Source organism: Bordetella genomosp. 7 (assembly GCF_002261415.1).
Taxonomy (GTDB): Bacteria; Pseudomonadota; Gammaproteobacteria; order Burkholderiales; family Burkholderiaceae_B; genus Bordetella_A.
Genome location: NZ_NEVI01000014.1, coordinates 230,927 through 252,856, shown reverse-complemented (window position 1 = coordinate 252,856; position 21,930 = coordinate 230,927). Strand labels below are relative to the sequence as shown.

General features: G+C 66.5%; 23 protein-coding genes. 9 read left to right on the top strand and 14 right to left on the bottom strand.

Going from position 1 to position 21,930, the window contains the following annotated elements; all coding sequences use genetic code 11:
• Positions 1-72 precede the first annotated feature (72 nt).
• Positions 73-1,014, bottom strand: a complete 942-nt coding sequence (gene argF, locus CAL18_RS08105; protein ID WP_026638030.1) for an ornithine carbamoyltransferase — start codon at positions 1,012-1,014, stop codon at positions 73-75.
• 111 nt (positions 1,015-1,125) lie between these two features.
• Here argF and CAL18_RS08100 point away from each other — a divergent pair, with 111 nt between their 5' ends.
• A complete protein-coding gene (locus CAL18_RS08100) occupies positions 1,126-1,416 on the top strand; it encodes a DUF3579 domain-containing protein (protein WP_026638029.1) in 291 nt (96 codons plus the stop codon).
• A gap of 35 nt (positions 1,417-1,451) precedes the next feature.
• On the opposite strand, the gene CAL18_RS08095 is transcribed toward CAL18_RS08100, so the two are convergent.
• From CAL18_RS08095 to CAL18_RS08085, 3 genes are all read right to left on the bottom strand, one after another.
• The gene (locus tag CAL18_RS08095; protein WP_094817654.1) at positions 1,452-2,408 is read right to left on the bottom strand and encodes a 2-hydroxyacid dehydrogenase; all 957 of its coding nucleotides are present in this window, start codon (positions 2,406-2,408) and stop codon (positions 1,452-1,454) included.
• A gap of 88 nt (positions 2,409-2,496) precedes the next feature.
• Positions 2,497-3,468: a Bug family tripartite tricarboxylate transporter substrate binding protein gene (locus CAL18_RS08090; RefSeq protein ID WP_026638027.1), complete on the bottom strand. Its 972-nt coding sequence runs from the start codon at positions 3,466-3,468 to the stop codon at positions 2,497-2,499.
• Between the two features lie 73 nt (positions 3,469-3,541).
• Entirely contained in the window at positions 3,542-4,540 is a 999-nt protein-coding gene (locus tag CAL18_RS08085; RefSeq protein WP_026638026.1) for a Bug family tripartite tricarboxylate transporter substrate binding protein, read from the bottom strand.
• Between the two features lie 212 nt (positions 4,541-4,752).
• Here CAL18_RS08085 and CAL18_RS08080 point away from each other — a divergent pair, with 212 nt between their 5' ends.
• From CAL18_RS08080 to garL, 6 genes are all read left to right on the top strand, one after another.
• The gene (locus CAL18_RS08080; RefSeq protein ID WP_026638025.1) at positions 4,753-5,682 is read left to right on the top strand and encodes a dihydrodipicolinate synthase family protein; all 930 of its coding nucleotides are present in this window, start codon (positions 4,753-4,755) and stop codon (positions 5,680-5,682) included.
• Between the two features lie 87 nt (positions 5,683-5,769).
• Positions 5,770-6,834 carry an SMP-30/gluconolactonase/LRE family protein gene (locus CAL18_RS08075; RefSeq protein ID WP_432759140.1) on the top strand — a complete coding sequence of 355 codons (1,065 nt, stop codon included), beginning with the start codon at positions 5,770-5,772 and terminating at the stop codon, positions 6,832-6,834.
• A 152-nt stretch (positions 6,835-6,986) separates the two neighbouring features.
• Entirely contained in the window at positions 6,987-7,742 is a 756-nt protein-coding gene (locus CAL18_RS08070) for a FadR/GntR family transcriptional regulator (RefSeq protein ID WP_051423598.1), read from the top strand.
• Positions 7,743-7,792: 50 nt separating this feature from the next.
• The gene (locus tag CAL18_RS08065) at positions 7,793-8,905 is read left to right on the top strand and encodes an Ldh family oxidoreductase (RefSeq protein ID WP_283162340.1); all 1,113 of its coding nucleotides are present in this window, start codon (positions 7,793-7,795) and stop codon (positions 8,903-8,905) included.
• Positions 8,906-8,968: 63 nt separating this feature from the next.
• On the top strand, positions 8,969-10,717 hold the full coding sequence (araD, locus tag CAL18_RS08060) for an L-arabinonate dehydratase (RefSeq protein ID WP_026638020.1): 1,749 nt from the start codon (positions 8,969-8,971) through the stop codon (positions 10,715-10,717).
• A gap of 51 nt (positions 10,718-10,768) precedes the next feature.
• On the top strand, positions 10,769-11,536 hold the full coding sequence (gene garL, locus CAL18_RS08055; RefSeq protein WP_026638019.1) for a 2-dehydro-3-deoxyglucarate aldolase: 768 nt from the start codon (positions 10,769-10,771) through the stop codon (positions 11,534-11,536).
• A 103-nt stretch (positions 11,537-11,639) separates the two neighbouring features.
• Here garL and rpsT read toward each other — a convergent pair whose 3' ends face one another.
• From rpsT to CAL18_RS08005, 10 genes are all read right to left on the bottom strand, one after another.
• Entirely contained in the window at positions 11,640-11,903 is a 264-nt protein-coding gene (gene rpsT / locus CAL18_RS08050) for a 30S ribosomal protein S20 (RefSeq protein WP_026638018.1), read from the bottom strand.
• Between the two features lie 90 nt (positions 11,904-11,993).
• Positions 11,994-12,998 carry a FecR family protein gene (locus CAL18_RS08045; protein WP_094796652.1) on the bottom strand — a complete coding sequence of 335 codons (1,005 nt, stop codon included), beginning with the start codon at positions 12,996-12,998 and terminating at the stop codon, positions 11,994-11,996.
• A gap of 141 nt (positions 12,999-13,139) precedes the next feature.
• Complete coding sequence (gene murJ / locus CAL18_RS08040) at positions 13,140-14,699, bottom strand: murein biosynthesis integral membrane protein MurJ (protein WP_094796651.1); 1,560 nt, start codon at positions 14,697-14,699, stop codon at positions 13,140-13,142.
• 45 nt (positions 14,700-14,744) lie between these two features.
• Positions 14,745-15,503, bottom strand: a complete 759-nt coding sequence (locus CAL18_RS08035) for a 3-hydroxyacyl-CoA dehydrogenase (protein WP_026638015.1) — start codon at positions 15,501-15,503, stop codon at positions 14,745-14,747.
• Positions 15,504-15,580: 77 nt separating this feature from the next.
• Positions 15,581-16,237: an adenylate kinase gene (gene adk, locus CAL18_RS08030; RefSeq protein WP_026638014.1), complete on the bottom strand. Its 657-nt coding sequence runs from the start codon at positions 16,235-16,237 to the stop codon at positions 15,581-15,583.
• Between the two features lie 93 nt (positions 16,238-16,330).
• Complete coding sequence (gene kdsB / locus CAL18_RS08025) at positions 16,331-17,092, bottom strand: 3-deoxy-manno-octulosonate cytidylyltransferase (RefSeq protein ID WP_094796649.1); 762 nt, start codon at positions 17,090-17,092, stop codon at positions 16,331-16,333.
• A gap of 3 nt (positions 17,093-17,095) precedes the next feature.
• Positions 17,096-17,281 (bottom strand): Trm112 family protein, encoded by a 186-nt coding sequence (locus CAL18_RS08020; RefSeq protein WP_026638012.1) that lies wholly within the window; start codon positions 17,279-17,281, stop codon positions 17,096-17,098.
• 29 nt (positions 17,282-17,310) lie between these two features.
• The gene (gene lpxK, locus CAL18_RS08015) at positions 17,311-18,363 is read right to left on the bottom strand and encodes a tetraacyldisaccharide 4'-kinase (RefSeq protein ID WP_094796648.1); all 1,053 of its coding nucleotides are present in this window, start codon (positions 18,361-18,363) and stop codon (positions 17,311-17,313) included.
• The gene (locus tag CAL18_RS08010) at positions 18,360-18,773 is read right to left on the bottom strand and encodes an ExbD/TolR family protein (RefSeq protein WP_026638010.1); all 414 of its coding nucleotides are present in this window, start codon (positions 18,771-18,773) and stop codon (positions 18,360-18,362) included. The genes lpxK and CAL18_RS08010 overlap by 4 nt, the downstream gene beginning before the upstream one ends.
• The gene (locus tag CAL18_RS08005) at positions 18,770-19,390 is read right to left on the bottom strand and encodes a MotA/TolQ/ExbB proton channel family protein (protein ID WP_026638009.1); all 621 of its coding nucleotides are present in this window, start codon (positions 19,388-19,390) and stop codon (positions 18,770-18,772) included. The genes CAL18_RS08010 and CAL18_RS08005 overlap by 4 nt, the downstream gene beginning before the upstream one ends.
• Before the next feature lie 344 nt (positions 19,391-19,734).
• Here CAL18_RS08005 and xseA point away from each other — a divergent pair, with 344 nt between their 5' ends.
• Together xseA and sodB are read left to right on the top strand one after the other, a co-directional pair.
• The gene (xseA, locus tag CAL18_RS08000; RefSeq protein ID WP_038851862.1) at positions 19,735-21,102 is read left to right on the top strand and encodes an exodeoxyribonuclease VII large subunit; all 1,368 of its coding nucleotides are present in this window, start codon (positions 19,735-19,737) and stop codon (positions 21,100-21,102) included.
• Positions 21,103-21,254: 152 nt separating this feature from the next.
• Positions 21,255-21,833, top strand: coding sequence for a superoxide dismutase [Fe] (gene sodB / locus CAL18_RS07995; RefSeq protein ID WP_026638008.1), 579 nt, complete (start codon positions 21,255-21,257; stop codon positions 21,831-21,833).
• Positions 21,834-21,930: the final 97 nt, after the last annotated feature.

Here is a 21,930-nt window from a genome sequence, read left to right as displayed (position 1 = left end):
CGGCCAGGCGGCCGTTGCGTTGGCGCCGGGTGCGGGCAGCGGCAGCCCGGCCCGGCCCATGCCGCGCGGGCGCTATTCGACGCGGCCCAGCAGCAGGAATTCCATCAGGGCCTTCTGGACGTGCAGCCGGTTTTCGGCTTCGTCCCAGACCACGCTTTGCGGGCCGTCGATGACTTCGCCGGTGACTTCCTCGCCACGATGGGCCGGCAGGCAGTGCATGAAGATTGCCTGGGGGTCGGCGGCAGCCATCATTTCGGCGTCGACGCACCAGTCGGCGAAGGCCGCGCGGCGGGCGTCGTTCTCGGCTTCGTAGCCCATGCTGGTCCAGACGTCGGTGGTGACCAGGTGCGCGCCGCGGCAGGCCTCGATGGGGTCGGCGAACTGGCGCAGCACGCCGGCAGGCGGCGCGCCCACTCGCGCCGGATCGAGTTCGTAGCCCGGCGGGGACGAGACGTGCAGGGTGAAACCCAGCATCTCGGCTGCCTGCAGCCAGGTATACGACATGTTGTTGGCGTCGCCGATCCAGGCCACGGTTTTGCCTGCGATAGGCCCGCGATGTTCGATGAAGGTGAACAGGTCGGCAAGGATCTGGCAGGGGTGGTATTCGTTGGTAAGTCCGTTGATGACCGGCACCCGGGAATGCGCGGCAAAGCGCTCGATGCGGGTTTGCTCGAAGGTGCGGATCATGACGATATCGACCATGCGCGAAATCACGCGCGCCGTGTCTTCGACGGGCTCGGCCCGGCCCAGCTGCGAATCGTTCGATGTCAGGTTGATGACCGAGCCGCCCATCTGGTACATGCCCGCCTCGAATGACACGCGGGTGCGGGTGCTGGCTTTTTCGAACACCATGGCCAGGGTGCGGTCGTGCAGCGGCATATGGGGCTCGTAGCGCTTGAACTTGTCTTTGATCAGGCGGGCGCGGTCGAGCACATAGGCGATTTCGGCCGGAGAAAAGTCCCGGAACTGCAGGAAGTGCCGCAAGGGGCCGGTCTGGTGCGTGGGAGGTGTCATGGTCGAGACGGCAGGGCCAAAAGAGCAATCATATACAATTCGCGGCGCGGGCCGCATCTTTGGTGCCTGGCCAGTCTGGACCCTGCACACGCAGCCCGTGGTGAAAAATACATGGCAACTCGCGTCAAACAATTCGTTATCCACGGCGTTACCGAAAGTGGCGCCCGGTTCCGGCCGAGCGACTGGGCCGAACGTCTGGCCGGCGTCATGGCGCAGTTCCGGCCACCGGGATCCACGGGCAGCCACCTGACGTATTCTCCGTATGTGGTGCCCGTCATGATCGACGGCGTGCGCGGCATCGTGGTCGACCAGCGTCTGCGCGAGCTAGAACCGCTGGCATATAAGTTCGTGGTCGATTTTGCCCACGACAACAACCTCAGGACCGAAGAGCGCGAAGTCTGACGCGGCCCCCGTGCCGGCCGGCACGGCCGGCTGGCTTACTCGACCGGCGTCACCAGTTTGCCGGTCTGGAAGAACGACTGCAGGTTTTCCAGCATCAGGTCTTCCATGGCCATCCGGGTTTCATACGTCGCGCTGCCGATGTGGGGCAGCAGCACGGTGTTGTCGCTGGTTTTCAGGGCGTCCGGAACGTTGGGTTCGTGCTCGAAGACGTCCAGCGCGGCGCCGCCCAGCTTGCCATTTTCGAGCGCGGTGACCAGCGCCTGTTCGTCGATGACGGGGCCGCGCGCGATGTTGACGATGATGCCCTTGGGACCGAGCGCCTCGATGACTTCCTGGTTGACCAGGTGCCGGGTCTGCGGCCCGCCCACGGTGGCCACCACCAGGAAGTCGGCCCAGCGCGCCAGTTCGACCAGCGTCGCTTCGTAGCCGTACGGCGAGTCTTCGCGCGGGCGACGGTTGTGGTAGCGCACATCCATGTCGAAGCCCTGGCCACGCCGGGCGATGGCCTGGCCGATGCGGCCCAGCCCCACGATGCCGAGCTTCTTGCCGCTGACGCGCGTGCCCAGGGGGATGTTGCCGTGGACCTGGCCCCAACGTCCCGCCCGCACGTAGCGGTCGCCCAGGGTCATGCGGCGCGCCCCGGCGATGATCAGGCCCCAGGCCAGGTCCGCCACGCAGTCGGTGAGTACGTCGGGGGTGTTGCTGACCATTACGCCGCGCGCACGCGCGGCCTGCAGATCGATGGTTTCGTATCCCACGCCCCAACTGCAGATGGACTTCAGGTCGGGCAGCGCCTCGATCAATTCGGCGTTGGCGCCCATGGTGGCCGAGGTGACCAGGGCGGTGATGCCCTTGCCGTACTCGGCCAGCGCAGCCTTGCGGTCGGTGTGCTTCCAGAGTTCGAGGACGTCATAGGCGTCGGCCAGCCGCTGGTTGGCCGACGGAGAACCGGCCAGGGAGCCGACCTGCAGGATGCGATGCTTGGAGGCCATGTCGTGTAAGCGCTATCAGGGAGGAAAGCTCAAATGCTACTTGATTACGGGCCGGCCTGTGCATGCCGGCCCGGGCGCGAGCCTCGTGTCACTGCAACTGGATGCCGGCGTCTTTGATCACCTGTTTCCAGCGCTTGACCTCGGCTTGCTGGAAGGCGGTGAATTCTTCGGGGGAATTGGCCACAACCTCGAAGCCCAGGCCTTGCAGCGTCTTGGTGACATCGGGCTCGCGCAGCGTCTTGCGCAGGGCGTCGGACAGCGTTTTTGCCACGGGCGCGGGGGTGTCCTTGGGCACGGCAAAGCCCTGCCACGAATACACCACCATGTCGGGAATGCCGGCTTCGGCCAGCGTGGGCACATCGGGCAGGTCGGGCGCGCGCTTTTCGCCCGTAATGGCCAGCGCCTTCAGCTTGCCTGCCAGTACGTGCTTCTGAACCGCGCCCAGATTCTGGAACGACACATTGACCTGCGAGCCCAGCAGGTCGGCGATGGCCGCAGCGCCGCCGCGGTAGGGCACATCGACGCCCGTGGTCCCGGTGCGCTGGCGGAACAGGATTGCCGACAGGTGATCGGACGACCCCGTGCCCGACGATGCGTAAGAGACTTCGCCAGGATGCTTTTTCGCATACTCGACGAGCTCGGCCACCGTGTTGGGCGCAAACGAGGGCGGCGCGACCAGCACGTTGGGATTGCGCACGGCCTGTGTCAGGTACCGGAAGTCCTTGCTGGGGTTGTAGGCGAGTTCTTTGTACAACGCTTCGTTGATGGCGAAGGTGCCGATCGAGCCCACCATCATGGTGTAACCGTCGGCGGGAGCGCGGGCCAGGGCCTGCGCGCCGATGGCGCTGTTGGCGCCCGGCTTGTTCTCGGCCACGAACGTCTGGCCCAGCTGCTTCTGCATGCCCGGCAGCACCGAGCGCGCCGTAATGTCAGACGAGCCGCCCGGCACGAACGGAACGATCACGGTGACCGGCTTGTCGGGATACGAGGCCGCGTGCGCGGCCTGGCCGCCCAGCAAGGCCAGGCTGGCAGTGGCGATAGCACTGATCAGTTTGTTCACGATGTCTCCTGGTGCGCGTGTTGTTGGGAACAGCCGCCGGCCACGCGCGCCAGCGGCCTGGAAATTAAGCGGGTCAGTCGACCCGCGCGCCCGACTGCTGCACCGCCTTGGCCCACTTGGCGGTTTCCTGCGCCATGAACTGCCCGAACTCGGCGGGCGTCATGGATTGCGGCTGCGCACCCAGGGCAACGAAGCGCTCGCGCACGGCCGGGTCCTGCAGGATCTTCGCGACATCGCGCTGCACCTTGTCGACGATGGGCCGGGCAGTGCCTGCCGGCGCCAGCAGGCCGAACCAGCTGGATGCATCGTAGCCGTCGACGCCGGCCTGCGCCATCGTGGGAACATCGGGCAGGGCGGGTGAGCGCTCGGCGCTGGTGACGGCAAGCGGCCGCAACTTGCCTGCCTTCAGGAAGCCCATCGACGAGGGCAGGTTGTCGAAGATCAGGTCGGCCGAGCCGCTCATGACGTCGGTGAGCGCGGGGCTGCTGCCCTTGTAAGGCACATGGGTCATCCTGGTGCCGGTCATGGCCATGAACAGTTCACCCGACAGGTGAGTGGAGGTGCCGTTGCCCGTGGACGCCATGTTCACCTTGCCGGGGTTGGCTTTCAGGTACGCGATCAGGTCGGCGACCGAACGGATGTTGTTGCGATCCGCGAACGCGGGATTGAGTTCGAGGATGTTGGGCACCGGTATGACCATGGTGACCGGCGTGAAATCCTTTACCGGATCATAGGGCAGCCGGGCATAGACCGACTGATTGATGGCGTGGGTGCTGACGGTGCCCATCAGCAGGGTATAGCCATCGGGGCGGGCGCGAGCGGCTTCGGCCGTGCCTACGTTGCCGCCGGCGCCGGCGCGGTTGTCGACCACGACCGGCTGGTTCCAGGCTTTGCCGAGTTCGGCGGCCACGACCCGCGCCGCGATGTCTGTGGTGCCGCCGGCGGGGAAGGGCACCAGGATGGTGACCTGGCGGGCGGGGTAGTCGTCGGCTGCGCCTGCGGGCGCCACCGCAAACAGGGCGGCAGCGCCCAGCGCGGCCATTGCGGAACGGAACGCGGGTTTTGCAAGCATTGCGGGTGTCTCCTGGCGCTCGGAAGGCGCATGTCTTGTGGTGGGAAAAGCCAGCGCCCGCGCGGTGGGGCGCGAAGGCCTGCGCGGCGCTTCTGCCTGTGCCGCCGGTAATTCATGTTGTCAAACAAATATATGTATTGAGCATTCACTTGTCAACCAAGTATACTTTTTTGGACACTTGTCTTACCTCTGGCATCCAGGAGAATTCCGCCATGAAAACCACACCGGTCAGCACGGCCGACCTGCAGCGATCCGTGATTGCCGTGCCCCCCTTTGCGCGCCAGGCCGACTTGTCGCCGGACGAGGCAGCCAACCGCGCGCTGTTGCGCCACCTGGAGCAAGGCGGCGTGCGCAGCGTGATGTACGGCGGCAATGCCAATTTCTACAACATCAGCGTCAGTGAATACGCGCGCGTGGTCGACTTCCTGGCCGAAAGCGCGGGGGCGGACACCTGGGTGCTGCCGTCGGCCGGGCCCGACTTCGGCAAGCTGATGGACCAGGCCGCCATCCTGCGCAGCCGCGAATTTCCCACCGCCATGCTGCTGCCGATGTCGTTTCCCTATACCGATGCGGGGCTGGCAGATGGGATCCGGCGCTTCAGCGATGCGCTGGGCAAGCCGGTGGTGGTGTACCTGAAGAGTTCCGGCTACCTGGCGCCGGCCACGCTTGCCCGATTGATCGAAGAACAGCGCATCGTCGCGCTCAAGTATGCGGTCGTGTGCCCGGATCCGGCCGACGATCCCTACCTCGAATCTCTGCTGCGGGCCATCGACCCGCGCTGGCTGGTCAGCGGCAGCGGCGAGCGGCCGGCCATTACGCATTTCCGCAAATTCGGGCTCAAGAGCTTTACGTCGGGCTCGGTGTGCATCGCTCCGCGCGGCGCGATGCGCATGTTGCAGCTGTTGCACGCCGGGCGCTTCGACGAGGCCGAGCAGGTGCGCGCACAGTACCTGGGCATGGAAGACTGCCGCGACGAGATCAGCCCCATCCGCGTGCTGCACGACGCCGTGACGCTGGCGGGCGTGGCCGACATGGGGCCGATGCTGCCCTTGGTGACCGGCTTGTCCGAGCAGGATCGCCAGCGCGTGGCCCCGGTGGCGCGCGCACTGCTGCAGTGGGACAAGGAAGTCGTGCCGGCCTGATCGGGCAAGCCCGCGATAGACGGGCGCCGGCGCAAGGTTTTTCCACGCAGCGCTTTATACCGGAGACACGCGATGCATGATGCCGATATGCGGCCACGCGGCAATGCTTGCAAGAAAAACCCCGGCGGCGGCGATTTGGCCGACGCTTCACGCCGGCGCCTGCTGGCCACCGCCGGCGCGGCCGCCCTGGCCGCGTTGCCGGGCGCGGCGCTGGCGTGGCGGCCATCGCCCGTTTATCCCGATCCGGCCATCCAGGTGCTGGATCCGGCATTCGAGCCATACCGCCTGTTCAATGCCGGCGTCGAGCGCATTGCCACGGACATGCGCTGGGCGGAAGGCCCCGTATGGTTCGGCGACGGGCGCTTCCTGCTCTGGAGCGATATTCCCAACGACCGCATCATGAAATGGGAAGAGGAAACTGGCAACGTAAGCGTCTTTCGCAAGCCGTCGAATTACGCCAACGGCAACACCCGCGACCGCCAGGGCCGCCTGGTCACCTGCGAACACCTTACCCGACGCGTCACGCGCACGGAATACGACGGTTCGATAACGGTGCTGATGGACAGCTACCAGGGCAAGCCGCTGAACTCGCCCAACGATGTCATCTGCCATACCGATGGCGCCGTCTGGTTTTCCGATCCGCCTTTCGGCATCGGCGGCAACTATGAAGGCCGCAAGGCCCAGGCGCAGCTGCCGCATACCGTTTATCGCATCGATCCGGCCACGGGCGAGGGCGCTGCCATGATCACCGACCTGAAAGGCGTCAACGGGCTGTGCTTTTCGCCGGACGGCGCCCTGCTTTATGTGGTCGAGGGGCGCGCCACGCCCAACCGCCTGATCCATGTGTACGACGTGGCCGATGGCGGCCGGCAGTTGGCCAACCGCCGGGTCTTCCTGGATGCCCAGGGCGGCACGCTGGACGGCATGCGCTGCGATGTGGACGGCAATCTGTGGTGCGGCTGGGGCATGGGCGAAGGCAAGGACGGCGTCATGGTGATTTCGCCGCAGGGCAAGCGGATCGGCCATATCCATCTGCCCGAACGCTGCGCCAACCTGTGTTTCGGCGGTGCGCAGCGCAATCGCCTGTTCATGGCTTCGTCGCATTCTGTGTATGCCTTGTACGTCAACACGCAGGGAGCGCCGGGTGGTTGAGCAGGCGGTGCTTCACAAATGGTATATAGGTGTGTGCGCCTGGGCGCCACGCCCATGCGCCGCGAGTGATTCGTACAGGTTGTGCGCTACGTTCAAAGGGAAGCAAGGTGAAACGCAACAGAACGGCCCGCGTCGCGCCGGCGGGCGACGGCATGGCCGCCGCCCAGCCGCAGGCTGGCACAGGAGAGGCCGCCATCGGCACGCTGGTGCTGGAGCGCGGCCAGCGTGTAAGGCTGGCCGACCAGCTGTACGGCCAGATCTTCGAGCAGATCGCCGCCGGCAATCTCAATGTCGGCGACAAGCTTCCGTCGGAACATGAAATCTGCGAGCGATTCGGCGTTTCGCGGCCGGTGGTCCGCGAGGCGTTGCTGCGCCTGCGTGCCGATGGGCTGATCACCGCGCACCAGGGGCTGGGCACCTTTGTCAGCCAGCAGCCCGCGCCGCGGCTCAAGACGTTCAGCGACGTGCGCAACGTGGGCGCCTACCTTCGGGCCCAGGAAATCCGCATGGCGCTCGAAGGCGATGCCGCGCGGCTGGCTGCCCTGCGCCGCACCGATGAAGAATTGCGCACCATTGCCGAGGCGCATGCGGCATTCGTCGATGCCCTGGATCGCGGGCACGTATCGCCCGAAGCGGACCTGGCCTTTCATGCCAGTATTGCGCAGGCGACCGGCAACGATTATTACCTGGGTGTGCTCGAATCCATACATGAATCCATCAGTGGCTTCATGCGCCTGTCGCTGAGCCTGACGCGCACGGGCTCGCGCCAGCGCGCGCAGCGCGTCGCCGACGAGCATGCCGCCATCCTGGGCGCCATACGCGAACAGGACGGCGAGCGGGCCCGCGTGGCGATGCAGTTTCACCTGGGGCAGGCGCGCCACCGCCTCGTCGACCGCGAGCGCGATTGACGTTTCGCCCACGCTGCGCCCATCAATAAATGCATAGCCAGGAGACCTCAGTGCAGTCCAGCGGCAATGACTTCGTGACCCGGGTGCGCGCCGAGCAGGTGCGCGAACAGATACTCATGGTGCTGGTGGCCTGGGGCATGGCCCACGACCTGGCCGCCCTCACGGCCGGGCTCATGGCCGAGACCGACCTGCTAGGCATCGATTCGCACGGCATTTCGATGTTGCCGTCCTACGAATCCAAGTTGCATGCCGGTACCCTGCGCATTGACGCACGTCCGCGCCTGGTGCGCGAAGCGGCCTCGACGGCTTTGCTCGACGGCATGGGCGGCCTGGGCTACCCGGCGGCGGCCCAGGGTATGCAGCTGGCGGTGGACAAGGCGCTCGAATACGGGGTGGGCGCGGTTTCGGTGCGCAATTCGCATCACTTCGGCGCGGCTGGCGTCTACGCCCGCATGGCCGCACAGCGCGGCGTGGTCGGCCTGGTCACCAGCAGCGCGACCACCCTCATCATGGTCCCCACGCATGGATCGATGCCGGTGCTGGGCACCAACCCCATTGCGTTCGCCGCGCCGGCCGCGCAGAACGACCCTTTCGTGCTCGACATGGCCACGACCACCGTCGCCGCCAACAAGGTCAAGGTGTACGAGTTCCACGACAAGGCCTTGCCCGCAGGCTGGGCGGTGGACGGGCAGGGTCATAGCGTGACCGATCCGACGCAGGCCATGCAGTACATCTTCGATCGCCCCGAAGGGGGGCTGACGCCGCTGGGCGGCACGCCCGACATGAGCAGCCACAAGGGTTACGGGCTGGCCGTGATGGCGCAGCTGTTGGGCGGCACGCTCGGTGGCAGCGCGATGGCGGCACGCCACGCCCGGACGCGGCGGCCCGGAGACCCGGACGACATCGGGCATTTCTTCCTGGCGCTCAATCCCGACGCGTTTCGCGAGTCGGGCTCGTTCGAAGATGAGGTGGACGACGTGCTGGACACGTTGCGCGATACGCCGCCCGCGGACCCCACGCAGCCCGTGCTGGTGGCGGGCGACCCCGAGGCCGCCGAGCGCGACCGGCGCCTGCGCGAGGGCATTCCGCTGCCGGCCGCATTGGATCAACGCCTGCGCGCGATCTGCCAGCGCAGCAACGTACCGTATCTGCTGGGCGCCTGACGCGCCAGGCACGTACCGGCGCCCGCCCCCCATCCAGACGACCTATCGAAGGATCCGCCCGACATGACTGACAACTCTCAGCGCAAACGTCCCGAAGATCTACGCAGCCATCGCTGGTATGGAGTCAAAGACCTGCGTTCATTCGGCCACCGGTCGCGCACCGCCCAAATGGGGTATCACCGCTCCGACTACGCCGGCAAGCCGGTCATCGCCATCATCAACACCTGGAGCGACATCAACCCCTGTCACAGCCATTTCAAGCAGCGTGTGGAAGAGGTCAAGCGCGGCATCTGGCAGGCGGGCGGCTTTCCGGTGGAAATGCCGGCGATGAGCCTGTCCGAGCCGTTCCAGAAGCCGACCACCATGTTGTACCGCAACCTGCTGGCCATGGAAACGGAAGAACTGCTGCGTTCTTACCCCGCGGATGGCTGTGTGTTGATGGGCGGCTGCGACAAGACCACGCCGGCCCTGCTGATGGGCGCGGCCTCGATGAACCTGCCCACGATTTTCGTGCCGGCCGGCCCCATGCTGCGCGGCAACTGGAACGGCAATACGCTGGGCTCCGGATCCGACACCTGGAAGTACTGGGCCGAACTGCGCGCCGGCAACATCACCGAAGACGATTGGCAAGGCATTGAAGACGGTATCGCGCGCTCGCCGGGTCATTGCATGACCATGGGCACGGCTTCCACGATGACCGCCGCGGTGGAAGCGCTGGGGATGTGCCTGTCGGGCTATTCGTCGATTCCCGCTCCCGATTCGCGCCATGCGCAAATGGCCACGCTGTCGGGCAAGCGCATCGTCGACATGGTGTGGCACGACATCACGCCTTCCAGCCTGCTGACGGCCGCGTCGTTCGATAACGCCGTGCGCGTGGCGCTGGCCCTGTCGGGTTCGACCAATGCGGTGGTGCATCTTATCGCGATGGCGCGGCGATGCGGGTTCGGGCTTGATCTGGCGCGCTTTGACAGCCTGGCGCGCACGACGCCGGTATTGGCCGACCTGCGCCCGGCCGGCAAGTACCTGATGGAAGATTTTTATTATGCGGGCGGACTGCGGGCGCTGATGGCGCAGCTGGGCGACCTGCTCGACACCAGTCAGCAGACCGTCGACGGGCGCACGCTGGGCGAGAATATCGCGGGCGCGCGCGTATTCAACGACGATGTGATCCGCTCGCGCGACCGTGCCCTGGTGGCCTGCGACGGATTGGCGGTGTTGCGCGGCAATCTTGCGCCCGATGGCGCCGTGATCAAGCCGCCGGCAATGGAGGCGCGCCTGCAGGTCCATACGGGCCGCGCGGTGGTGTTCCGCGACTACAACGACATGGCCGCTCGCATCGACGACCCGCAGCTCGACATCGACGCCGATAGCGTCATCGTGCTGCAGAATGCCGGCCCGCAGGGCGCGCCCGGCATGCCCGAATGGGGCCAGCTGCCCATTCCGCAGAAGCTGCTCAAGCAGGGCGTGCGCGACATGGTGCGTATATCGGACGCGCGCATGAGCGGCACCAGCTATGGCGCATGCGTGCTGCACGTGGCGCCCGAGTCATACATAGGCGGGCCGCTGGCGCTGGTGCGCGACGGCGACATGATTACACTGGACGTACCGAACCGGCGTCTGGACGTGCAGCTGAGCGACGCGGAACTGGCGCAACGCAAGGCGGCCTGGCAGCCGCCGCCGCCGCGTTTCGAACGTGGCTATGGCGTGCTGTACCTGAAGCATGTCAGCCAGGCCAACGTCGGCTGTGACTTCGACTTCCTGCAGACCGAGCCGCAGGCGGGCGGGGAAGCGCCCGAGCCCGAAATCCATTAAGCGGGAACGCTGCGCCGAACCCGACTGAGCCCGCTATCCCAAGGAAAAGCAATGATCTCACCGTTACCCAACCGCTTCCGGCAACGCATCCTGGCGCGCGAACGGCTGATCGGTTTCTGGATGTGCATGTCCAGCCACATCACGGCCGAACTGGCCGGCCTGGCAAATTTCGACTGGCTGTTGCTCGATGGCGAGCATTCGCCCAACGACATCCCGATGTTCCTGCAGCAGTTGCAGGCGCTGCAGGGCAGTGACAGCGCGCCGGTGGGCCGTCCGTCATGGAACGATCCAGTCGAGATCAAGCGCCTGCTCGATATCGGGTTCTATAACTTGTTGATCCCGTTCATCGAATCCGAAGACGACGCACGCCGCGCGGTGGCAGCCACGCGCTATCCGCCGCAAGGCATGCGGGGCGTGGCAGGCATGCAGCGCAGCAACCGGTACGGCTCCGTGCCGGATTATCTGCACACGATCAACGACAACATCTGCGTGCTGCTGCAGATCGAAAGCCGGCCCGGCATCGAGGCGGTGGACGAGATTGCCGCAGTCGAAGGCGTGGATGGCGTATTCATCGGCCCTTCGGATCTGGCGGCAGCGCTGGGCCATCTGGGCAATCCCGGGCATCCCGAAGTGCAGGAGGCCATTCGCCACCTGTACCAGCGCGTCAAGGCCCAGGGCAAGGCGGTGGGTATCCTGGCGCCCGTGGCGGCGGATGCGCGCCGCTACCTTGACATGGGTATGCACTTCGTTGCGGTGGGCACTGACCTGGGCGTGTTCAAGCAGGCGACATTTGCCTTGCGCGAGGCGTTTCCCACGTAAACGAAGGGGGCGGCAAGCACCGCGCCATGACAAAAAGGACGCCCGCGAGCGTCCCCTTGTATTGCCGTATTCATGCCGCCCCGCGATGGGGCGGCAGAATGACTTACGCCAGCGCCTTGATGGCGGCGGCCAGGCGGCTCTTGTGGCGAGCGGCCTTGTTCTTGTGGATGATGTTCTTGTCAGCCACGCGGTCGATCACGCTGGTAGCTTTCTGGAACACTTCGCCTGCCGCCGCCTTGTCGCCGGCGGCAATGGCTTGGCGTACGCGCTTGATGGCGGTGCGCAGCATCGAGCGCAGGCTGGAATTGTGCTTGTTGCGCTGCACCGATTGACGAGCGCGTTTGCGTGCTTGGGCGGTATTGGCCATGTTGCGATATGTAGTGAATTCGGCAAAGTCCAATATTCTAACAAGTCTGCCGAAGATTGCAAGGTATTTGCGGCAAGAGCGTCACTGGGCTCAGGCCGATGACACGCCGATGGATATGAACCATGGCGTGTAGCGGCGCACCGTGATGGGCATGCCGGCCTCCAGACTACGCAGTGTAGCGGACACGTCGTCCAGCGGAAATCGCCCCGATACAGGCAGGCCGCCGGCTGCCATGGATACCCGCAAGGCGCCACGGTAGTAGGGACGCAGGATGTCCACCACATCGGCAAGGGGTTGGCCGCGCGCGTCGATAATGCCGTTTTCCCAGGCGGCCGCCGCTGCAAGGTCGGCGCGTGCCGCGCCGACGCGCACGGCATCAAAGCGCACACCCATGCCCGGGGCAAGCACATTGTGCATGCCTGCTCGGGTTTCGATGGCCACGGGGTCCTCGTGCGCCACCACCAGGGTGCGGTGCGGCAACTGGCGCACCATATAGCGGTTGCCCGCCGAGCGGACGATACCCTCGGCGGTCTCGACGACGAACTGGCGGTCGTCGTAAGCGCTGGCGGCGACCATGACGGCCCCCGCCCGCAGTTTCAACAGGCGCATGCCGGGGGTGAAGGTCAGGTCCACCTCGCTGCGCGCGTCGAGCAGCAGTTCGCTGCCGTCGGACAGTTTGTAACGGCGCCGCTCGGCAGTGCCCGTGGTCGCATCGGCGGCCAGGCCGCCCAGAGGGTAGTAGAAATTGCCAATATAGGCGGCCGAGGCGCCCCCCGCGGCCAGCAGGGTCGCGCCCGCCAGGAAGCGGCGGCGCGCGGGGGAAACCGGGGCGGCATGCGCCGGGGCTTCCTGAGCGGCAGGGGGAGTGAATTCATATCCTTCCGGGTACGTATCACCCAAGCGTCCGAAAGCGCCGCCACCCAGCGTGACGGCTAGCTGCTGCCATGCGCTGTCGTGTTGCGGATTGGCCTGGCGCCAGGCCATGAAATCGGCGTAATCGCGCTGCGTTGCGCGGCCGGAACGCAACAATAGCAGCCAGTTGACCACCTGGTCAGACAAGGGAGACGGCTGGCTGGAGGGAGAAGTCGGTGCCATAAGCAACCCCGGACGGCGACCAAGCACTTGCATTCGCAGATAGTAATGCTTTTTTTACTTTAAATTACATGATAGCGCGAAAAGTTCTCGTTTATTTACAGGTCTGGTCGAAAACTGCAATTTTCGTGACTTTGTAAGACCTCAGGGGTTGCGACGCCGGGCGAAATCGCGTGGCCGGAAGCCGCAGACAAACAGCGTGGCGAAGTAAGCCGCGCCGCTGGCGCACAAGACGGCGGCCAGCCATAGCGCCCGATGGGCGGGGGCGGCCTGCAGGGCCACCCAGTCCAGGTGACGGCTTGCGTAAACAAGCACGGCCGCCAGGGCGCCCAGACCCGGAACCAGCCGCAGCACGAAGGCGGGCCAGCCCGCCTGGGGTCGGTACAGCCCCCTGCGCCGCAGCCCGATGAGCAGCGCCAGGGCGTTCAGGGTGGCGCCCAGGCCGATGGCCAGGGCCAGGCCCGCGTGGGCCAGCGCGGGCACCAGGACCAGATTCATCAACTGGGTGGCCACGAGCACCATGATGGCGATTTTTACGGGCGTGCGGATATCCTGCTGCGCGTAGAAACCGGGGGCGAGGATCTTCACTCCCAGGATGCCGATCAGTCCGGCGGCATAGCAGACGACGGCCAGGCGGGTCTGCGCCACGTCGCCGGCGTTGAAGGCGCCGTAATGGAACAGCGTGGCCACCAGGCCGTCCGACAGCAGGGCCAGCCCCATGGCGGCCGGCAGGCCCAGCAGCAATATCAGTCGCAGGCCCCAGTCGAGCAATGACGAATAGGCGGCGTCGTCCTGCCGCGCGTGCGCGGCCGACAGGCTGGGCAACAGCACGGTGCCCAGCGCGACCCCCAGCAACGCGGTGGGAAATTCCATCAGGCGATCGGCGAACGACAGCCAGGTCACGCTGCCTGGCGTGAGCCAGGTTGCAATATTGGTGTTGATCAGCAGTGAAATCTGGGCGACCGAGACGCCCAGCGTGGCGGGCGCCATCTGCTTGAGTATGCGCTGCACGGTGGGATCGCGCCACGCCAGGGACGGGCTGGTGCGCAGCCGGGGCAGCAGGCCCAGGCGCGCCAGCGCCGTCCATTGGATGGCCAGCTGGGCCACGCCGCCCGCCATGACGCCGATGGCCAGTGCATAGATGGGCACCTGCATGCGCGGCGCCAACCACAGGCAGGCGGCAATCATGGACAGGTTCAGCAGCACGGGCGTGAAGGCCGGAACGGCGAAGCGCCGCCAGGTGTTGAGCACGCCGGAGGCGAACGCGACCAGGGACATGCACACGATGTACGGGAACATCACGCGCGTCATCCACACGGCTGCGCCGAACTCGGCGCCCCGCGCGGCATCGCGCATGCCGCTGGCCATGGCAGTGACGACCCAGGGCGCAGCCAGGATGCCCAGCAGGGTGATCGTCATCAGCGCCAGCGTGAGCAGCAAGGCTACGCGGTCGAGCAGGGTGCGGACTTCGGACAGGCTGCGCTCATTGCGCGCCGCGCCCAGAATGGGCACGAATGCCTGCGCGAAGGCGCCCTCGGCGAACAGCCGCCGCAACAGGTTGGGGATGCGGAACGCAACCCAGAAAGCATCCGTGAGCGGCCCCGCGCCAAAGGCGCGCGCGATCAGGATGTCGCGAAGCAGGCCGGTTATGCGCGACAGCAACGTAAAGCTGCTGACGGTGGCGGCCGAGCGGAATAGACCCATGAGTGTTGGTGCAAGCGCGCGCCGCCAGGGCGCGCGCGGGCCCTGTTACTTGGGTGGCATGCGGATCGCGCCGTCGAGGCGGATCGTTTCGCCGTTGAGCATGTCGTTGGTGATGATGCTGTGGACGAGTTTTGCGTAGTCTTCGGGGCGGCCGAGGCGTGCGGGGAAGGGGATGCTGGCGGCCAGTGAATCCTGCACTTCTTGCGGCATGCCGAAGATCATCGGGGTGCCGAAAATACCCGGGGCGATGGTCATGCAGCGGATGCCCGTCCTGGCCAGGTCGCGCGCGATGGGCAGCGTCATGCCCGCCACGCCGGCCTTGGACGCGGCGTAGGCGGCCTGGCCGATCTGGCCGTCGAACGCGGCCACGGAGGCGGTATTGATCAGCACGCCGCGCTCGCCGGTCGCCTCGGGGGTGTTGGCGCTCATGGCCTCGGCGGCCAGGCGCATCATGTTGAAGCTGCCCACCAGGTTGATCGCGATGACCTTCTGGAACAGATCGAGCGGGTGAGCGCCGTTCTTGCCCACGATCTTGGCCGCCGGCGCAACCCCGGCGCAGTTGACCAGGCCGAACAGCGGCCCAAGTTCAAGGGCGGCCGCCACGGCCTGCCGGCCGTCGGCTTCCTGGGTGACGTCGCAGTGCACGTAGCGCTGGCCCAGCTCTTTGGCCAACGCCTGGCCGGGTTCGTCCTGTACGTCGGCAATGACGACCTTGGCGCCGTTGTCCACCAACATGCGCGCCGTGCCGGCGCCCAGGCCCGATGCGCCGCCGGTGACGATAAATACCTTGTTCGCTATTTCCATGGGGGGAATCTCTGAAACGGTTGCATGGGGTGGCGCCGCGAACGTGTCGCGGCGCGGGAGGTTGCCGGGTGCGCGGCTCAGCTGGCCAACGCCTGGAACAGGCGGGCCTTGATGTCTTCGACGGCGCCCACGCCGGAGATCTTGCGATACTTGGGCGCCTTGGCGTCGCCGGCCTGCGCCCACGAGGAGTAGTAGTCCACCAGCGGGCGGGTCTGCTTCTGGTACACGGCCAGGCGATTGCGCACGGTATCTTCGCGGTCGTCGTCGCGCTGCACCAGGGGTTCGCCGGTGATGTCGTCCAGGCCTTCCTGCTTGGGCGGGTTGAAACGCAGGTGGTAGCTGCGGCCGCTGGCAGGGTGCACGCGGCGCCCGCTCATGCGTTCGATGATGTCGTCTTCGGGAACTTCGATTTCAACGACGTAGTCCAGCGCCACGCCGGCGCTCTTGAGTGCGTCGGCCTGCGGAATGGTGCGCGGGAATCCGTCGAACAGGTAGCCGTTGGCGCAGTCGGGTTGCTTCAGGCGGTCCTGGACGAGGCCGATGATGATGTCGTCGGACACCAGGCCGCCCGCATCCATGACCTTCTTGGCTTCCAGGCCCAGGGGCGTGCCTGCTTTCACGGCCGCGCGCAGCATGTCGCCGGTGGAGATCTGCGGAATCGCGTAGTGCTGGGTGACGAAGGCCGCCTGGGTGCCTTTGCCGGCGCCGGGAGGTCCTAGCAGGATGAGACGCATGGGTGCTCCTGAATGGTGGGTGATTTTTTTGACCGGGAAAGATTATGCCGCAACGCAGCACCCCATGTTGCCGCGTCTATCAAGGGAAACCCCTTATAAGGCGGCGTAAATTTGCCGGACGCGTTCCAGGTCGGCCGGGGTATCGACGCCCGCCATGGGGGCGTGCGGCGTGCGGTGTACGACAATTGCGTGGCCGTGCTCGAGCGCGCGCAGTTGCTCAAGGGCTTCGTAGCGTTCCAGCATGCCTTGCGGCAGCGCCGGGAACCTGCGCAGGAAGCCGGCGCGATAGGCATACAGGCCGATATGGTGCAGGGCGGGCAGGCCGGGAGCCAGGGTTTCGGGCCGGGCCGCCAGGGCGTCGCGCGCCCAGGGGATCGGTGCACGCGAAAAATACAGGGCGCGCCCGTCGGCGGCGCACACGACCTTCACCACATTGGGGTCGAACAGCGACCGGGCGTCGGCCACCGGACAGGCGCAAGTGGCGATGGCCGCGTCGGGATGTTCGTGCAGGGTGGCCGCGACGGCATCGATAAGCGCAGGGTCGATCAGGGGTTCGTCGCCCTGCACATTGACCACGACGGCATCGTCGCCCAGGCCCAGGTGCTCGATGGCTTCGGCGAGCCGGTCGGTGCCCGTGGGATGGTCGGCCCGGGTAAGCAGGGCCTGGTGGCCATGCGATTCGACGGCCTGCGCCACGCGATGATCGTCGGTGGCGATGCAGACGCGCGCGGCCCCGGATCGCGCGGCGCGTTCGGCGACGCGCACAACCATGGGCTTGCCGACGATATCGGCCAGCGGCTTGTCCGGCAGCCGGGTGGATGCCATGCGGGCCGGGATCAGGGCGACAAAGCTCACGGTTCAGCCGGCGTCAGGCCGCGCGGCATCGAGTTGCCGGGCTTCCGACTCGAGCATGACGGGAATGCCGTCGCGCACGGGGTAGGCCAGGCGATCGGCGCGGCAGATCAATTCGGCCTGGGCGCGATCGAAGTCGAGGCGGCCCTTGCATAGCGGGCACACGAGCGTATCGAGTAAACGGGATTCCATGCCGCGATTCTAAAGCAGTTTGGGGCGCCTCAGCGCGGGGCGTCGCCGATTGCGTGTCGCAGGCGTGCCGCCAGCCAGTGGAATAGTTCCGGATCGGAAAAATGCGCTTCTACGGGCACTTCCCAAAGGCGCGGGTCGTTCAGGCCGCGGCATTTGATCGCATCTTTGGATGTGATGAGGATGGCTGCGGCGCCGACCGATTCGAAGGGCGATCGCCGGTAATCGTAGTGGTCCGGCAAGGCCAGGCAGGGATCGGGCCGCAGCCCCGCCGCCCGCAGTGTTGCGAAATAGCGCTGTGGGTTGCCTATCCCGGCCGCCGCGGCCACAGAAGGGAACAGGGCCACATCGGCAAAGTCGGCAAGCGGACGGCGCGTGTCGCTCGAAAGGTGGCGGGCGTCGGCCGGTTGCAGCCACATGTCGGCGCGCCGGGGCCCGCCGGCATGATGCGCCGGGGGCGTGCCGGGCGCCCGATTGGTGATGATGACGTCCACCGATTCGAGCCGGGAGGCCGGCTCGCGCAAGGGGCCGGCCGGCAGCAGGCGGCCGTTGCCCAGGCCGCGTTCGTCCTGGACCACGATTTCGATGTCGCGGGCCAGCGCAAGATGTTGCAGCCCGTCGTCGGACACGATCACGTCCACTTCGGGGTGGCGCGCCAGGAGCGCCTGGGCGGCCAGCGCACGGCGCGGATGAACGGCCACCGGCGCCCCGGTCGTGCGCGCGATCAGCGCCGGCTCGTCACCGAAGTCGGACGGCGCAAGCTCGCCCTGGCCGACGCGCGGCTGCGGGCCGACCTGCGCGCCGTAGCCGCGGCTGACTACGCCCGGCGTCCAGCCGCTTGCGCGCAGCGCCTGTACGGTGGCGATGGCCACCGGCGTCTTGCCCGTGCCGCCTACGTAGATGTTGCCGATGACCACCACCGGCACCGGCGCGCGGTACACGGCTCGCCGGCCGGCGCGAAATTGGGCGCGCCGCCGCTCGACATGCCAGCCCGTGATAGCGGCCAGAGGTTGCAGCAAGCGGGCCAGCCAGCTGTTGCGCTGCCAGTGGCGCTGTGCGAATGCGGCGCGGTCGACGGCTTTCACCGGGCGTTCTGGGCCGCGAAGTTGACCCTGCCGATACCGGCCATGCGCGCGGCTTCCATGACATTGACCACCGATTGATGGGTGGCCTGCGCATCGGCGTTGATGAGCAACAGCGGTTGGCTGTGGCCGGCGGCGGCCCGCAAAAGCGCCTGCGCCATGTCGGCGGCGTCGGGCGCATCCACCAGCGTGCCGTTGACCGCGTAGCGGCCGTCGCGGCTGATGGCGACTTCGATGGCCGGCGGCGTTTCGAGCTCTATGGCCGCTTCGGGCAGTTGGACCTGCAGTTGCGTGTAGCGGGTAAACGACGTGGTGGCGGCCAGGAAGATCAGGATGACCAGCAGTACGTCGATCAGCGGGATCAGGTTGATCTCGAGATCGTCGGCATTGCCGCGCGTGCCCCGGAAATTCATGGCTGGCGGCCGCCCGGCGCCGCCAGCGCGCCTGCGCGCGCCACCCGGGCGGCAATCTGCTCCATGGCGTTGACCAGGCTGTCGACGCGTCCGCGAAAGTAGCGGTGGGCGATCATTGCCGGAATGGCGATGAGAATGCCGAACGCGGTGTTGTAGAGCGCGATGGAAATGCCCCGGGCGAGCTGCGCGGGGTCGCCGCCTGTGGGCGTGTACGAGCCGAAGATTTCGATCATGCCGACCACGGTGCCGAACAGACCCATCAGCGGCGCAATGACCGCCACTGTACCCAGGGCCGCAACGTACCGGTTCAGATCGTGGGCGACTGCGCGCCCCACATCCTCGACGGCGGCGCGCTGTACCTCGCGCGGCTGGTGCCGATGCCGCAGCACCTCGGCCAGCACGCGGCCCAGCGGCGAGTTGCGTTCCAGGCGCGACAGGGCTTCCGGCGCGTCCTGCCCGTTGCGCTGCATTTCCGCCACTTGGTCGGCCAGCCCGCGGGGCATGACCAGGCTGCGCCGCAGCGAGAGAAAGCGTTCGACGATCAGGGCCAGGCCCAGCACGGACGTGGCGAGCAGCGGCCAGATCGGCCAGCCGGCCTCTTGGAAAATGGACAGCAAGTCTGAAGCTCCTGGAATGGCCGCGCGCTTCGGGCGGCCAGGCTCAAGGGCGAACTGTAACGGCCCTGGGCCGCTCGTGGCAAGACCGCTTCCCGGCAATGCAACTATCCACAATTTTTGTGGATAATTCTGTGCAAAACTTCCGGCAAAGGCGGATAAATGCTGCTTTTGCGCTGGGTCGCGCCAGCGGAGCTCGCAAGGGCAGATTCGATTTATTGTTGAAAATCAAACACTTGATACGAATTTGCTAGCGCTGCGGGCAGGCGCAATTGCTGCGGCGCGTTGAGATATCATCGGGGCCCGCCCGCCAAGCCCTGTGGACAGATATCCCGCCGGAAAGCCTTATGACAATTGAATTTCCCGTAAAAAACCACGTATTTACGCGGGATATCATGACGGTCGCCCAGCTGAACCAAGCAGTAGGGCAGTTGCTGGAGACAAATGTCCCGGTGGTGTGGGTTCGTGGCGAGATATCCAACTTTACGCAGGCTGCGTCGGGGCACTGGTACTTCACGCTGAAAGACAGCCGTGCTGCCGTGCGCACCGTGATGTTCCGCAGCCGCGCCGCGGCGGTGGGGTTCGTGCCGCGCGCGGGAGACCAGGTAGAAGTCCGCGCCCGGGTGTCGCTGTACGAGCCGCGGGGCGACTACCAATTGCAGGCCGACGCCATGCGGCGCGCCGGGCTGGGCAATCTGTACGAGGCGTTCCTGCGCCTGAAGGCGCAACTGGAATCAGAAGGCCTGTTCGACCCGGCCGCCAAGCGCACCCCGGTGGCGCTGCCCCGGGCGATCGGCGTCATCACTTCGCTGCACGCGGCGGCTCTGCGCGACGTGCTGTCCGCGCTGGCGCGTCGCGCGCCGCAAGTGCCCGTGGTGATTTATCCCGCGCCGGTGCAGGGGGCGGATGCGGCGGCCCGGCTGGCCGCGCAGCTGCAGGCCGCCAATGCACGCCAGGAAGTGGACACGCTGTTGCTGGTACGCGGCGGCGGCAGTATCGAAGACCTGTGGAGCTTCAACGACGAGACGCTGGCGCGGCTGGTGGCGGCCAGCCCGATCCCGGTGATCAGCGGCGTCGGCCACGAAACGGACTTCACCATTGTCGACTTCGTGGCTGACCTGCGCGCGCCGACACCCACCGCCGCAGCCGAGCTGGCGTGCGTGCCGCGCGCCGATCTGCTGGGGCAGGTAGGTCAGGCGGCCCGGCGCCTGGCGCGTGCCCAACAGCGCCGCCTGGAAATCGCGGCCCAGCGGCTGGATCGCGCGGCAGCGCAATTGATCTCGCCGGCGAGCCGCCTGGCGCACCAGGCCGAGCGCCTGAACTCGTTGCGGCACCGTCTCGCCGCCGCGTGGGGCAGGCCGCATGGCCGTCGCGCCGCGCGCCTGGATCTCGCGGTGCAGCGCCTGGCGCACGCAACCCCTGATACGGGGCGGGCGGGCGAACGGCTCAATTCGCTGGCGCGCCGGATGGTCCAGGCGCATACGCGACATCTGGATGCGCGGCGGGCGCGCATCGCGGCGGTGGCCGCGCAGTTGCGCACGCTGGATCCGCAGCACACGCTGGCGCGCGGCTATGCCATTGCGCGCGACGCGCAGGGCCGCATCGTGCGTGATGGCGCGGCGCTGGCGGGCGGGCAGGAGCTCGACCTGAAGTTCGCGGCGGGCGCGGCGCGCGTACATGTCGTCGAGCCGCGCAGCGACAGCCCAGAAACCTGAGCGGCGCACAGCGCCGACATGCGAGGGCAGGGCGCCGCATCGCCGCCTGGCGACGCTATTCCTGCGCCCGAACAGGGTTAAGCTGCCGCACGCCGGCCAAGGCCGATACAATGGCAGCGCTTGATCGTGCACTCAACAAAGAAGGAACCCAAATGGCACATACTCTTCCCCCCCTGCCTTATGCCCTGGATGCATTGGCTCCGCACATCTCGAAAGAAACGCTCGAGTTTCACTACGGCAAGCACCACCAGACTTACGTCACGAACCTGAACAACCTGGTTCCCGGCACCGAATTCGAAAACGCCACGCTCGAAGAAATCGTCAAGAAGTCGTCGGGCGGCATTTTCAACAATGCAGCGCAGGTCTGGAACCACACGTTCTACTGGAACAGCCTGGCTCCCAACGCCGGCGGCGCACCCTCGGGCGCACTGGCCGACGCCATCAACGCCAAATGGGGCAGCTTCGACGCCTTCAAGGAAGCCTTCAACAAGTCCGCCGCCGGCAACTTCGGTTCGGGCTGGACCTGGCTGGTAAAGAAGGCCGACGGCTCGCTCGATATCGTCAACACCAGCAATGCCGCCACGCCGCTGACCACCGACGACAAGCCCCTGCTGACCTGTGATGTGTGGGAACACGCCTACTACATCGACTATCGCAACGCGCGACCCAAGTACCTGGAAAACTTCTGGGCGCTGGTCAACTGGGACTTCGCGGCAAAGAACTACGCCTGATCCCGAGCATCAGTGTCTGGCAAGGCGCCCGGCCCCGGCCGGGCGTTTTTTATTGGCGGCGCAGCCGGCGCGACACCGCCAGACCCGTCGGCCCGAT